Below are 14,130 nucleotides of genomic sequence, written 5' to 3'. Positions count from 1 at the left end.
ATGGGGTGATGGCGCGGTTAAACCGCGGCATGCTGCATCTTGGTGCAGCGAGTGTCAATGCCAGATGACAGGCACCAGAATGGGGCGTTCAGCCCGACTGTTGTGATCCTTTTCACAAAAAATAGACTGGACCCCATAACGAAGCCCTGTGGACAGGGCTCGCAGCCCGCCCGCAACGGCAGGCGACAGACACTCTCTCTTTACTTCGCTTGGATACAGGTTATGGACAACACCTCGATTCGCACTGCCCATCCTATTTATGAGGATGTGCTGGCCCTGCTGACGGCGGCCGGCTTTGTTTCCCTCGGCATCTTTCTGTTTCATCAGGTTGGCCTGCTCACTGGCGGTACCGCCGGGCTGGCGCTGTTGCTGCAAAAAGTGACCGGCATCAGCTTCGGCCTGCTGTTTTTCGGCATCAACCTGCCCTTCTATGCGCTGGCATGGCTGCGGATGGGGCCACGTTTTACCTTCAACACCTTCGTCTCGGTGGCAGCGGTCTCCTACATGACCGATCACCTCAACGGCGTGCTGCAGATCGGCAAGATAGAGCCACTCTATGCGGCGCTGATCGGCGGTACCCTGATCGGTATGGGGCTGCTCATCATGTTTCGCCACAAGTCGAGTCTGGGGGGCTTCAACATTCTGGCGCTCTTTATTCAGGATCGCTTTGGCATCCGGGCAGGCAAGCTGCAAATGGGGCTCGATTGCGCCATTGTTGTCGCCTCATTTTTCGTGGTTCAGCCTTGGATCCTGGCGCTCTCCATCGTGGCGGCGGTCATCTGTAATCTGGTGTTGACACTCAACCACAAGCCGGGCCGCTACCAGATCGCCTGACGGGCTTTATATCAGTGGAACAGGGAGTGCAGATCCTCATCTTTACGTGGCGAGGATATGCCCCAACGCACTCTATAAGTAAGCAAAACGCCCTCATTTTCCAGTCGCTCCAGGATCTTGTTAAATGCCATCAGCTGGTCCTGGTTAACCATCTGCTTGTTGAACGCTATGTAGTAGTTACCAACGTGACTGATTTTCAATAACTTGAGCTGGTGATTGCCGCTTTGCTCCATATAGTGAAGGGCCACATCGACATTGGAAAAATAGAACTGGTAGCGTGAGTTTCGCCGCAATTTTTCCAGACTGCGCATCGAGTCGGTGACGTTAGCGTCAATTTGCAACGGTTTTGCGCCCTGCAACTGGAGTTGCTTATCAAGCTTTAACAGCAAGTATTCGCTGAATGAATTTTGAGTGACGCCGACACTCGCACCGGAAAGCGCCTTGAAGGTCAGGTCGGTTTGTGGATTATCTGTATGGGAAAAAAATCCCCAAGCAGTACGACTCAGTGGGCGGCTAAACCAGAGTTCTTGGCTACGTTCCGGGTTTTTGGACAAGGGAAACATGCCATCAACCAGGCCTTTTTGCAGCATCTTGCGAGCTCGCAGATTGGGCAACTGAATAATGTCGCACCCGTCAGGCCACTCCTTGCAGGCAGCTTTCACCATCTCGGTATATGCGCCGGTGATGTTATTGTTTTTGTCAGTAAAAGTGTAAGGGGGGAATTGTTGTACTACGAATCGCAGAGGTTTTGCATTCGGAGCCAGGCTGACTATGAGTGCCAATATCGCAATGAGCCTGAGCATCTGAATCCCCGCGTGTTTTGGTCATGGGATGAGTATGGCAGTGCGGCTGCGGTTTTATAACTTCTGATTTAGCACCAAGCTTGCCTTCTTCTTCGTGGTGCAGCCCTGGATTTTGGCGTTATCCATCGTGGCGGCGGTTATCTGTAATCTGGTGTTGACACTCAACCACAAGCCGGGCCGCTACCAGATTGCCTGACGAGCGGCCGCCGTGACGCGATAAGAGAAGAGTGACCCGATAGCACGAGGCGGCCTGATGGCCGCCTCGTCTGTTTCTACCCTGATGCTTGTTCGCTGCGCCTAGCTCGCCTGCTCCAGCCTGTTGCCGCCGCTCATAGCGTTGCCACTGATGGAACTGCCGCTGATGGCGTGACTGCCGACGGCGAGCGGGGTGTGGCAGGCCACCTGATGATGGGCCTCGTCGCACACCTCAAGCCTTGGTGCCTTGCTCTTGCACAGCTCGGTGGCATAGGGGCAGCGCTGGTGGAAGTGGCAGCCGCTTGGCGGCGAGATGGGGGAGGGCACATCGCCGGTCAGCAGAATGCGCTGGCTGCGCTTGCGCGGATCCGGCACCGGAATGGCGGAGATCAACGCTTGGGTATAGGGATGGCGCGGCGCCAGATAGAGCGACTGGGCATCCGCCAGTTCGACGATCCGTCCCAGATACATCACCGCGATGCGATCCGAGATGTGTTTGACCACCGACAGATCGTGGGCGATGAAGATGATGGAGAGATTCATCTCCCGCTGCAGGCTGAGCAGCAGGTTGACGATCTGCGACTGCACCGAGACATCGAGGGCCGAGACCGCCTCGTCGCACACCAGCAGCTTGGGCTTGAGGGCGATGGCGCGGGCGATGCCGATGCGCTGGCGCTGACCGCCGGAAAACTCGTGGGGGTAGCGATCCACCGCGCTGCCCGGCAGACCCACTTTTGCCAGCAGCTCCTGCACCCAGCCGCGCCGCTGCTCAGTGTTGCCTTTTCCGTGGATGATAAAGGGCTCCTCCAAAATCTGGCCCACGGTGTGACGGCTGTTGAGGGATTCTGCAGGGTCCTGAAACACCATCTGCATCTCTTGGCGCAGGGAGCGCATCTCCTTCGGGCTGAGGGCGGTGATATCGCGCCCCTCGAAGGTGATGGTGCCCGCGGTCGGCTCGAATAGCTTGAGCAGGCTGCGCCCGAGGGTGGATTTGCCGCAGCCTGACTCACCCACCAGCCCCAGCGTCTCCCCCTGTTTCAGGTCGAAGCTGATGCCATCCACCGCGTGAACCGTATATTGCTTGCGCAGGAACCCGCCTCCCAGCCGGAAGTGCTGTTTCAGATCCCTGACCGATAACAGAGTGCTCATACGGTCAACTCCTTCCAGTAGTGACAGGCGACACGTGTTGAATGAGGGGGATTGAGCTGCACCATGGGCAATGCTGCCTGATTGCCCCAGAATAGCGGTCGCACATTTATGACCCGAGCAAGCGCGTTCATACGGTCAACTCCTGCCAATAGTGGCATGCAACATGGTGGCGCGGGTTTAGCTGCTCCACCGCCGGAATGGCGCTGATACAGAGATCGGTCGCGTGGGGGCAGCGGTTGGAGAAGCGGCAGCCAGCGGGCATTTCGTGCAGGGCTGGCACCTGTCCCTTGATGGTCTTGAGCAGGCTCTTGGGCTCATCCTCAAGACGCGGGATCGAGCTCATCAAGCCGTGGGTATAGGGGTGACGGGGGTGATCAAACAGCTCGAACACGTCGGCCTGCTCTACCGCCCGCCCGGCGTACATCACCACCACTTCGTCGCACAGCTCCGCCACCACCCCCAGATCGTGGGTAATAAAGATGATGGCCATCCCGGTCTGGGCCTGCAGCTCTTTCATCAGTTCGAGGATCTGGGCCTGAATGGTGACATCCAATGCCGTGGTCGGCTCGTCACAGATCAGCAGGTCTGGCTCGCAGGAGAGCGCCATGGCGATCATCACCCGCTGGCGCATACCGCCGGAGAGGTTGTGGGGATAGACCGCAAAGCGCTGGGCCGGTTCCGGGATACCCACCTTCTGCAGCATGGCGATGGCCGCGGCTTTGCGCTGGGCCTTGTCATACTCGGGGCGGTGGAGGCGAAACACCTCCATCAGCTGTTCCCCCACCGTCTGCACCGGGTTGAGGGCCGTCATCGGCTCCTGAAAGATCATCGAGATGCGGTTGCCGCGCACCTTGTACATCTGATCCGGCGCAAGCGACAGCAGCTCCTCCCCCTGAAAGCGGATGGAGCCGGCTACCACCTGACCGTGGGGTTTGGGCAAGAGCCCCATGATGGCGAGCGAGGTGACACTCTTGCCACAGCCGGACTCGCCGACGATCCCCAGCGTCTGACCCGGGGCCACCTTGAAGCTGACCCCGTCGAGCACCTTGATCTTGCCGTCGTCGACGCTGAACTCCACCTCGAGATCGCGCACTTCGAGGATCGGGGTCTGGTGCTGGCCGTTATCAGCGGCGAACTTCCCCCCGTTATCCGGTACGTCGAGGATCGAGGCCTGGTGCTGGCCGTTATCAGCGGCGAACTCCCCCCCGTTATCCGGTACGTCAAGAATGGGGGCCTGGGTGTTGGGCATAACCGCTGCTCCCTTCGCAATGGCCTGAATATCAATGACGTGCATAGGTCTTGTCGAGCAGGTTGATGGGCGCTATCGCTTCCCCTGCTTCCTTGGCGTTGCGGGTCTCTTCCTTCACCTTGGGATCGAGCCAGAGCAGACCGCCACTACTGTGAGGATAACCATCCATCGGCCAGTAGAGCAGATCCGGCGTGTTCTTGGTGGCAGGCACCTCCGGCAGCATCACATAACGCCAGCTGCTGGCCCGCACATAGTTGAGCTGCACCCCGGGCACGAAGATGGCGAGATCATAGATACGCTGCTGGATCTGCTGTGAGAGCGTGGCTCGCTTGGCCGTGTCGAATTCGACGTTGTAGGCATCGATCAGCGCGTCCAGCTCCTTGTCAGCCACGTTGAACAGGTTGTTGGTCTGCGGTTTGTTGGCGTTGGCGGAGTGGAACGACTCCCAATATTGCGGATAGAGACCACCGCCACCCCAGCCGAGCCAGGCCGCTTCGTGTTTTTTCTCCAGCATCACTTTGAAGCCGGTGGCGCCATCCACCAGGTTAAGCTCCAGATCCAGACCCGCTTTCTTGGCTTCTTCCCTGAGCACTGTCAGTCGCTTGGAGTGCTCCTGACTGGTGTAGGTGAGCGCCAGCGTCAGCCGCTCCCCCTTCTCATTTTGCAAGATGCCGTCCGGCCCCGGCTTGTTGTAGCCGCCCTTGGCAAAGTACTCCCGCGCCTTGGCGATATCGTAAGCCCGCTCCGGCAACGTGATATCGGTGAACTCGCCAAAGCCCGAGCCAAAGGTGGTGGCTCTGTCGTAGTCGCCGCGCAGCACGGTTTCGATCATCTTGTCGATGTTGAAGGCGTGCTGGATGCCGAGCCGCATGTTCACATCCGCCAGCTTGGGGTTGGCCACATTGAGGTGAACCCCCTGACCGCCCTGTTTGGTGTCGGTCATGGCCATCACCTTCTGCACGTAGCCTTTTTTGTACTCCGGGGTGACCGCTTTTTCATGCCACCAGTTGGGGAGGATCATCTCGAAGGCATCGATCTCCCCTTTCAGGAAGTGCCGGAAGGCGATGTTGTGGTCGCGGATCACCTGCACCTTGATGGTGTCGATGTTGAATCTGTGCTGGTTGTAGCGATCACTCTTTGCCCACCAATCCTTCTGTTTGCTGAAGGTGACCGACTTGCCCTTCTTGACGTTGCTGATCACGTAGGGACCGGTAGTGGGCACCACGGCCCAGTTGTACTGCTTCACCCAGTTGGGGGTCAGCTTGTAGTAGTGCTTGGGCTGTGGCCACAGCTCGGTGGTGTTGAGCAGATCCAGCTTGGCCTTGCGGTTGCCTGCTTTGACCAGAATGGTGTGGTCGTCGATCTTCTCTACCGCTACCACTTCAGTGGTGTAGTAGTTGTTGAACCAGGGCCCCTTGATGTCTTTTGATCGCATCATCTGGTAGCCGAAGGTGTAGTCGTCGGCATTGACCGGCTTGCCATCCGACCATTTGGCGCGCGGATCCAGCTTGAAGTAGACGGTCTGGCTGTCTGGCGCGATGGCCCAGTGGGTCGCCAGCGAGGGGATGGGGTTGCCTGTATTGGGGTGAAAGCTGATAAGCCGCAGCTGGTTATCGAGAATGAAGGAGCGAAACGATCCGTTGGAATCTGGCCCCACGGTGCGAAACGTCAGCGGAAAGCTGTCGACAAACATATTGAGGCTACCGCCCGGCAGCGCCTTGGGGGAGGCGAACACCGGATCCGTGTCGTTGGTCTCCCATTTGAGATCTGCGGGCAGGCTGGCCGCCCACACCCAGGATCCGTTCACCAGCACAAAGAGAGCACCTATCCATTTGATTTTATTTTTCATGTTTGACTTCCAGGTCTGGCCCCTGCACCGGGGGTCTTGATTGATAACGGGATTATCCCTTGCTCCCGGGACCGCCGATGGCGGCGGCCCGTCCTTCATTAAACTGTTGGTTAACCGACGCCTGCCGATGCACTGGCACCGGCTGGCTTATTGGTAACGGGTAAATTTGCGCGGATCGAACGCCTCGCGGATCGCCTCGCCGATAAAGGAGACCATGATCAGCACCAGACTCACCGCCGCCACCACCGAGCTGACGATCCAGATGGCATCCAGATTGTTGATGCCCTGGGAGAGCAGCTCGCCCCAGCTCGGGGTTGGCGGCGCCAGCCCGAAGCCCAGATAGTCGAGGGCCGTTAGGGTGGAGATATTGCCCACCACGGCGAATGGCGCCAGGGTGACGATCATCATCAGGGTGTTGGGCAGGATATGGTTGAAGATGATCCGCTTGGTGGTGGCCCCTTGCGCCCGCGCCGCCATCACATAGTCCCGCGCCCGCTCCTTGTAGGTGAGGGTACGCATATACCAGGTGATGCCCATCCAGCCGAACAGCACGTTGATGCCAACAAACAGGCCAAAGTTGGGCTTGGCCAGCGACACCAGGATCATGATGACGTAGAGAAACGGCACTTGGGACCAGATCTCGATAAAGCGTTGCAGGATGAGGTCAAAGCGGCCGCCAAGAAAGCCCATCAGGCAGCCGATGGTGACCCCGATGGCGTAACTGGCCGCCAGCGCGATAAAGGCAAAGCCGATGGCGATGCGAAAGCCGTAGACCAGCCGCGCCAGCACATCGCGGCCGCTGGTGTCGGTGCCGAGGAAGTGGCGCTCAGCCGCGCTGGGGGCGTAGGGCGGGTAGGCATCCTCTTTGAAATCCTGCTCGTAGGGGTTCCAGGGCACCGGCGGCAGCAGCACCCAGTCGCCCTTGCCCTCTGCGGCAAATTTGGCCTTGAGCTGGCGGTAGTTGGTTTCGTACTCGTAATCGAGTCCGAACTGCTGACCGGGGATCACATCGCCATAGGTGGGGAAGTGCAGCTGGCCCTGATAGCTCACCATCAGCGCCCGGCTGTTGACCAGCAGCTCCGCCAGCAGGGAGAGCAGCACCAGGGTGGCGAATATGATGAAGGAGTAGTAACCGCGCTTGATCGACTTGAAGCGCTTGAGTTTTTTCAAGGTAACCGGATTGAGCTTCATGGTCAGTCTCCAAACCGTACGCGCGGATCAACAGGAGGTGCAACGCAGATATCAGAGACGATATGGCGTGATATCAGCATCGGCATGGCAAGAGGGCTCTGGTTCATGGTCACTCTCCAAACCGTACGCGGGGGGCAACAGAAGGTGCAACGCAGATATCGGAGACGATATGGCGTGATATCAGCATCGGCATGGCAAGAGAGGTTTGGTTCATGGTCACTCTCCAAACCGTACGCGGGGATCGACAAGGGCGACACAGATATCGGAGACGATATTACCTATCAGCATCAGCATGGAGGTGATGGCCAGAATGCCCATGACGGTGGGGTAATCCCGCTCGACGATCGCCTCGTAACCGAGCAGGCCTATGCCGTCGATGTTGAAGATGGTCTCGATGAGGAAGGAGCCGCCGAAGAAGACGGTGAGCACAGACCCCAAGTGGCTGGCGATGGGGATCAGGCTGTTGCGCATGGCGTGGTCGGTGACCGCCTTGCGAAACGGCAATCCCTTGGCCACGGCGGTACGCACATAATCTGCCGACAGGTTCTCCATCAGGCTGTTTTTCATGGTCATGGTGAGGATGGCGAAATCCCCGATGGCATAAGCGATGAGCGGCAGCAGGGCGTGGGCAAAGACGGTGCGGATCTGATCCCAGCTGCTCTCCATGTACTCAAAATCATCCCCCGGAAAACCGCCCATGGGCAGCCACTCCAGATGGAAGGCGAAGACGGTGATGAGGAAGATCCCCACCACGTAGGCGGGCAGGGCATAGGCCATGTAGATGAGCATGGAGCTTAACGAGTCGAAGCGGCTGTTGTGCCTGAGCGCTTTCGCCACCCCGAGCGGGATGGAGACCGCATAGCTCAGCACAAAGGTAGCCAGCCCGAAGAAGGCGGTGACGGGGAGCTTGTCCTTGATGAGATCCCATACCGGTTCGTAGTAGCGGGTCGATTCGCCAAGATCCAGCACCGCCAGTTTTTGCAGCCACTCCCAATAGGCGACCAGCATCGGTTTGTCGAGGCCATAGAAGGCCTTTAGTTCCTCGATCTGTTCATCGGAGAGCGCCTGCGCCCCCTTGCTGCCGCTGGATCGGCCAGATTCATTCTGGGACACCTGGGCCTGCAGCAGCATACGTTCGACCGGCCCGCCCGGCACGAAACGGGTGATGGTGAAGACGAGCAGGGTGATACCGAGAAACGTCGGGATGATAAGAAGCATCCGGCGTAGGAAATACGACAGCATGGTGGAACCTCGTCCTTGTTGTTCTTTTTTGCGACCAGTCAAATCCGGTGACGGGCCTATCCTTCCTGGCATTACGCGCTGGATTGGTTGCCAAACAGCAGACAATCAGCCTGGCCACTGTAAAAGCTCTGCAACAAAAATCAAGTACAAGGAAATGGAAAACTGGGACAAATGACCCGCTGAGACCAAAAACGCAGAAAAATGATGTTTTTTATCTGAAAAGTGAAAATCAAAACAAAACGCTACTACTCAACATAATTTGAAAAAATATAAACAGCTGTTTTTAAAAGTCTGCTTTTTGTTTATGTAATTGAATTTATAGGTTTTTGTTGGTGTAGCTGAAAATGGGGAAAACGATATCATCTCGATGGTTTTATCTATCATCCCCATCAGTCGGTCAGGTTCAATCATCATGAAGTTAGTGTTTTATTCTTATTAAGGCCGATAAACCGAAATAAGATATAAGCGGACAGTACACCAACTAATAAGTTCATCAACTTTTAATTCAGCGCCATTTACATTCATTAACAATGTTTTCACATTGCATTGGTTGTTTTTGGCAGAGCTATTCACTAATTATGCCGGTAAAAATTAATACACTCCGCTTATTCTACGCCCGACCTTGCCACACCCCTACTCCATTGACGCCGCCAGTCAAAGATTGATAAGCCTTACACATCGCTCCAAAGAGGGCGGTATCAGGAAGCAAACAATAAACAACCAGGAAGGATATAAGCGATGCTTAGGAAGAGCAGAATCTCTGCTGCGATTGCGTTCGCCTTGGCGAGCCTTGCGGCGGCCCCATCCGTATCTGCCGAAGAAGGGCAGAACGTCGAAAAACTGCAGAAAATCAAAGTCACTGGCTCCCGTATCTCCCGTGTTGAAGTTGAGACCGCGCAACCTGTACAGGTGATGAGCAAAGCCGATATCGAACGAAGTGGTTTAACTTCAGTTGGCGATATTCTGCAGCGCATTCCAGCTATTTCTGGTCAGGCGCAAAGTACATCTGTGAACAACGGTGGCAATGGTACTGTTACCGTAAACCTTCGAGGTTTGGGCACTCAAAGAACGTTGGTGTTGGTGAATGGCAGAAGAATGGTGTATGGCGGGTCGGGCGCGAACTCGTCTGTTGATCTGAATACTATTCCTGTTGCGATTATTGAGCGTGTTGAGATCCTTAAAAATGGAGCATCTTCCATTTATGGTGCTGATGCTGTGGGCGGTGTGGTGAACATTATCACCAAGACTGGATTTGATGGATTTGAGCTGAATGGGCAAATTGGTCAAACTAGTAAGTCAGATGCAGAAGCGCATGATGTGAATATGGTCGCAGGTGGCTCAACTGATGTTTCCAACTATGTTTTCTCAGCAGGTCTCGTTGAAGAAAAAGAAGCGATGGCCGGAGCTCGCTCTTTTTCCAATGTCGATTATGAGCATGATGGTGCAGGAGGCCAGTATATTGGTGGTAGTAGTCGTGTGCCTTGGGGCTACTTCAAAACAAGTCAGGGGGTTCTGACAAAGGGGCCTGAAGGTAGCACTAACCTTCGGCCATATGATTCTGTCGCGGATGCCTACAATTATGCTCCGGAGAATTATTTAAAAACGCCAAGCAAGCGTTGGTACACATCCTTCTTCGGAGATCGTTCTCTGGGGCAATTGGGTGTACTGGGTGAAACAAGATTTTTCTCTGAGGCATCATATTTAAATCGTCAGTCAGATTATTTGTTGGCCGCGACACCATTGGCTTCTGGCACTGATGGTTTGAATCCAATCTCGAAAGATAATGCATTCAATACAACTGGTGAAGATATAGCTGATTGGCGGTATCGCACTATTGAAGCTGGTGGTCGAAATCGGATGTTTGACTCATCGACTAGCCGATTGGTATTAGGTTTTGATGGGCAACTTGAAAACTCCTGGACTTGGGATACCGCGTTTGTGTATGGCAAGACCAAAACCACCGAGTCTGAACAAAATGTATTCATGAAGGACCGCATTAATAATGCCATCGGTGCAACATCTGCGGATGGCAAGCAGTGCCTTGACTCCGGTGGAAAAGTGATTGCTGGTTGTGTGCCCTGGAACTTGTTTGGGGGTGGTGGCCTAAGTCAAGACGCGATCAAGTATGCGAGTTTTACCCGTAATGACAATGGTTCAAATGAGCAGCAGTCATTGGAGTTTAACTTGTCTGGTGATTTGCTCGAGTGGCAAGCAGGCACTATCGGGTTTGCTACCGGCTATCAGGTACGCAAGGAAAGTGGTGAAACTAATCCAGATGCATTGGTATCCCTGGGTAATGCAACTGGTAATGCAGAAACCGCCACCAAGGGGAGCTATGATGTTAACTCTTTGTATGGCGAGTTGATCCTTCCACTGTTGTCAGATAAGCCTTTTGTAGAGTCCTTGGAAGCGAGTGTATCTTCACGCTATGATAATTACAGTTCATTTGGTGACAATATCGCAATGGGTTATAGCATTACCTATCGTCCATATAGTGACCTGATGTTGCGTGGTACTTATTCTGATGTGTTCAGAGCGCCGACAATCTCTGATTTGTATAGCGGTAAATCACAGAGCTTTGATCCATTGACTGATCCTACAGGGCAAGATGATGACCCGCAAAAACCAGTTTACTACGGTGGAAATAGCGAGCTAAAACCAGAGCAAGGATATAGTACCTCTTTGGGAGCGGTATATTCCCCTTCGTATATAGAAAATGCATCTCTGACAGTCGATCTCTGGTCGGTTAAACTGGATGACGTCATTGATGTTGTTAATCCTCAGTATATGTTGGATCAGTGTTTTTCTAGTGGCCAGTTCTGCGACAAGATAGACCGAGCGCCAGATGGAAAAATAATGGGGATTGATGCCACCTATGCAAATTTGAATTCGTTGGAAACCAATGGCGTAGATTTTAATGTTAAATATGCCTACGATTTCGATTTTGCAATGCTTGCTGCTAACTGGGAAAACTCATATTTAAAGAAATATGAGGTGACTCAGCCAAATGGTGAAACACTGGATTATGCGGGCACATTTGTTAGCGACCAAATTGGCAACTATTCAAAGTGGCGCTCAACAATGTCACTGGATCTGTTTAATGAAAAAGTGGGAGGGAGTTGGTCTGCTCGTTATATTAAAGGTGTTACTTATACGGCAGATGACATAGATTTTAATGTCCCGAGTATGGTTTACCATGATTTGAATGCGCGTTATCAGGTGACTAAAGCCTTGCGTTTGACCACCGGGATTAATAACGTGTTTGACAAAACACCACCACTTATCTTGAATGCGCTGTCAGCGAATACCGATACCGTTACTTATGATGTGCTCGGTAGAACTTATTACCTGAGAGCGAACTACAAGTTCTAATCAACCCCGTTGATATACAACCTCAGCCGGCCCGGTCGGGCCGGTTGTGCCCAACGTCCAAGGAAGTTACGGAGATAGGGTAATCCTATGAAGACAAGGACCATTACAATGAAGAAAGCGCTTCTTGGCAGCCTGGTTTCGGCCGCCTTGTTGACCAGCTTCAATCTGAGTGCCGCTACTGCCGGTCAGGCCGTGGACGCTCAAGCCGCCACCAATAATGCATCCAAAGTTTCCCAGCAGAAGATCGACAGCTATGCCGACTCTGCCGAATCTGCGCTGGCCCAGTACAAGGCTGCCCTGCGTCAGGTTGACAGTCTGCGCAGCTACAACGAGCAGGTAGGCAAGATGGTCGATTCCCAGACCACCGAGCTGGCGTCGATGCAAAAGCAGATCGCCCAGATTGACCAGACCAGCACCGAAGTGGTGCCCTTGATGCTCAAGATGATCGACTCCCTCGAGCAGTTCGTGTCACTGGATCTGCCGTTCCAGAAGGGTGAACGCGAAGATCGGGTTGCCGCGCTGACCGACCTGATGAACCGGGCCGATGTCACCATCTCCGAGAAGTACCGCAAGATCCTCGAGGCTTACCAGATCGAGGAGGGCTTCAGCCGCACCATCGAGTCCTACAAGGCAAGCCTGGACAAGGATGGCAGCGAGAAGACCTACGAGTTCCTGCGGGTAGGCCGCATCGCGTTGCTCTATCAGTCTCCGGATGGCAATGAGACCGGCATGTGGAACAAGAAGACCCGCCAGTGGGAAGAGTTGTCCCAGGACTATCGCAGTGCGGTTGAGCAGGGTCTTCGCATCGCCAAGAAGCAGGCGCCTCCTGCGCTTATCAAGCTGCCGGTTCAAACTGCGGAGAAAGCATCATGAAAGGAATCAAACTTGCTATTGCCTCCCTGATTGCGGGAGCAACCCTGATCACCCTGCCGGTGACTGCCGCCGAAAAACCGGTGGATCTCAATGCGCTGCTCAATCAGGTCAAGGCCTCCAGCCTGAGCGAATCCGAGCTTAACAAGGAGCGGGAAGCCCGCTTCCTGGCTGACAAGAACGAGCAAGGGGCGTTGCTGGCCAAGGCCAAAGCGGATCTGGCTGCTGAAACCGCCAAGGGCGAGCAGCTCAAGGCGACCTTCGATGCCAACGACAAGCAACTGACCGAACTGACTGAAACCCTGCGCCAGCGTTCCGGCAACATGGGCGAGATGTTTGGTGTGCTGCGACAGTTTGCCGGCGAGTTCAAGGGGATCTTCAACGCCTCTGCCCGCCGGGTCGAGCATCCGGAGCAATCCGCCCTGCTGACCCGTCTGGCCGAGAGTAAAGAGCTCCCCTCCAGCGAGGATCTGGAAGCGTTCTGGACTACCACCCTTGGCCGCATGGTTGACGGTGGTAAGGTGAGCCAGATCCCGGCGACCGTGGTCTATGGCGAGGGCAACCAGGCCGAGAAAACCGTCACCCAGATCGGTGAGTTCAACACCGTCTCCGAAGGCAAGTACCTCACCTTCGTGCCGGAGACCGGCAAGTTCGAGCAGCTCTCCCGTCAGCCTGATAACGGGATACTGGAGCCGATCGCCGAGTTTGAACAGGGCGGTGACGGGGTCAAACCCATCTTTATCGACCCATCTCGCGGGGTGATCCTCTCCTTGCTGGTGCAGTCACCGACCTTCAAGGAGCGCGTCGATCAGGGTGCAGAGGTTGGGTATGTCATCATGGTGCTCGGTGTACTTGGAACCATATTGGCGATTTTCAGTGGTGTGCGTCTGTCGCTGATCGGTTCGTCCATGCGCAAGCAGCTCAAATCTGACGAGATCATCAAGGGTAATCCGCTTGGCGAGATGTTGACGGTCTATCAGGGCCATCGCGGTGACAACATCGAGGATCTGGAGTCCAAGCTCGACGAGATCATCCTGCGCAACGTGCCCAAGTTCGAGAAGGGCATCAGCATCATCAAGCTGATCGCCTCGGTCGCACCGCTGCTGGGCCTGCTCGGTACTGTGGTGGGGATGATTGCCACCTTCCAGGCCATCACCCTGTTCGGTACCGGCGATCCCAAGCTGATGGCGGGCGGTATCTCCGAGGCGCTGGTGACCACCATGCAGGGTCTGGTCGTGGCGGTGCCCATGCTGTTCCTCTACACCATTGTGCAGACCCAGAGCCGTCGTCTGATCCAGGTGCTGGAAGAGCAGAGCGCCGGTTTCGTCGCCCGTTATCAGGAACGTCTGCACGCCTCCAAAGCCGCAGCGTAAGGA

General features: G+C 55.1%; 10 protein-coding genes and 1 pseudogene. 5 read left to right on the top strand and 6 right to left on the bottom strand.

Annotated elements, in window-relative coordinates; all coding sequences use genetic code 11:
* The first annotated feature begins 222 nt into the window (after nt 1-222).
* On the top strand, nt 223-834 hold the full coding sequence (locus ACY8FN_RS20005) for a YitT family protein (protein WP_005349421.1): 612 nt from the start codon (nt 223-225) through the stop codon (nt 832-834).
* Between the two features lie 11 nt (nt 835-845).
* Here the strand turns inward: ACY8FN_RS20005 and ACY8FN_RS20000 are convergent, their stop codons facing one another.
* Entirely contained in the window at nt 846-1,637 is a 792-nt protein-coding gene (locus tag ACY8FN_RS20000; protein WP_101321196.1) for a substrate-binding periplasmic protein, read from the bottom strand.
* A gap of 79 nt (nt 1,638-1,716) precedes the next feature.
* Between ACY8FN_RS20000 and ACY8FN_RS19995 the strand changes: the two are divergent.
* Nucleotides 1,717-1,833 (top strand): annotated as a pseudogene (locus ACY8FN_RS19995) (YitT family protein); the annotation flags it as partial.
* Nucleotides 1,834-1,934: 101 nt separating this feature from the next.
* On the opposite strand, the gene ACY8FN_RS19990 reads toward ACY8FN_RS19995, so the two are convergent.
* The 5 genes from ACY8FN_RS19990 to ACY8FN_RS19970 form a co-directional block, all read right to left on the bottom strand.
* Nucleotides 1,935-2,981 carry an ABC transporter ATP-binding protein gene (locus tag ACY8FN_RS19990; RefSeq protein WP_463101002.1) on the bottom strand — a complete coding sequence of 349 codons (1,047 nt, stop codon included), beginning with the start codon at nt 2,979-2,981 and terminating at the stop codon, nt 1,935-1,937.
* Nucleotides 2,982-3,108: 127 nt separating this feature from the next.
* A complete protein-coding gene (locus ACY8FN_RS19985) occupies nt 3,109-4,230 on the bottom strand; it encodes an ABC transporter ATP-binding protein (RefSeq protein WP_463101001.1) in 1,122 nt (373 codons plus the stop codon).
* A 31-nt stretch (nt 4,231-4,261) separates the two neighbouring features.
* Complete coding sequence (locus ACY8FN_RS19980; protein WP_463101000.1) at nt 4,262-6,079, bottom strand: extracellular solute-binding protein; 1,818 nt, start codon at nt 6,077-6,079, stop codon at nt 4,262-4,264.
* 147 nt (nt 6,080-6,226) lie between these two features.
* On the bottom strand, nt 6,227-7,270 hold the full coding sequence (locus ACY8FN_RS19975) for an ABC transporter permease (protein ID WP_463100999.1): 1,044 nt from the start codon (nt 7,268-7,270) through the stop codon (nt 6,227-6,229).
* 216 nt (nt 7,271-7,486) lie between these two features.
* Nucleotides 7,487-8,512, bottom strand: a complete 1,026-nt coding sequence (locus ACY8FN_RS19970; protein ID WP_101321189.1) for an ABC transporter permease subunit — start codon at nt 8,510-8,512, stop codon at nt 7,487-7,489.
* A 738-nt stretch (nt 8,513-9,250) separates the two neighbouring features.
* Between ACY8FN_RS19970 and ACY8FN_RS19965 the strand changes: the two genes are divergently transcribed.
* The 3 genes from ACY8FN_RS19965 (at nt 9,251) to ACY8FN_RS19955 (ending at nt 14,127) form a co-directional block, all read left to right on the top strand.
* Nucleotides 9,251-11,884 carry a TonB-dependent receptor gene (locus ACY8FN_RS19965; protein WP_463100998.1) on the top strand — a complete coding sequence of 878 codons (2,634 nt, stop codon included), beginning with the start codon at nt 9,251-9,253 and terminating at the stop codon, nt 11,882-11,884.
* A 108-nt stretch (nt 11,885-11,992) separates the two neighbouring features.
* The gene (locus ACY8FN_RS19960; RefSeq protein ID WP_463100997.1) at nt 11,993-12,757 is read left to right on the top strand and encodes a DUF3450 domain-containing protein; all 765 of its coding nucleotides are present in this window, start codon (nt 11,993-11,995) and stop codon (nt 12,755-12,757) included.
* The gene (locus ACY8FN_RS19955) at nt 12,754-14,127 is read left to right on the top strand and encodes a MotA/TolQ/ExbB proton channel family protein (RefSeq protein ID WP_463100996.1); all 1,374 of its coding nucleotides are present in this window, start codon (nt 12,754-12,756) and stop codon (nt 14,125-14,127) included. The genes ACY8FN_RS19960 and ACY8FN_RS19955 overlap by 4 nt, the downstream gene beginning before the upstream one ends.
* Nucleotides 14,128-14,130 lie beyond the last annotated feature (3 nt).

The organism is Aeromonas sp. 160P (genome assembly GCF_055193095.1).
This window is presented reverse-complemented; position numbering and strand designations above follow the sequence as displayed.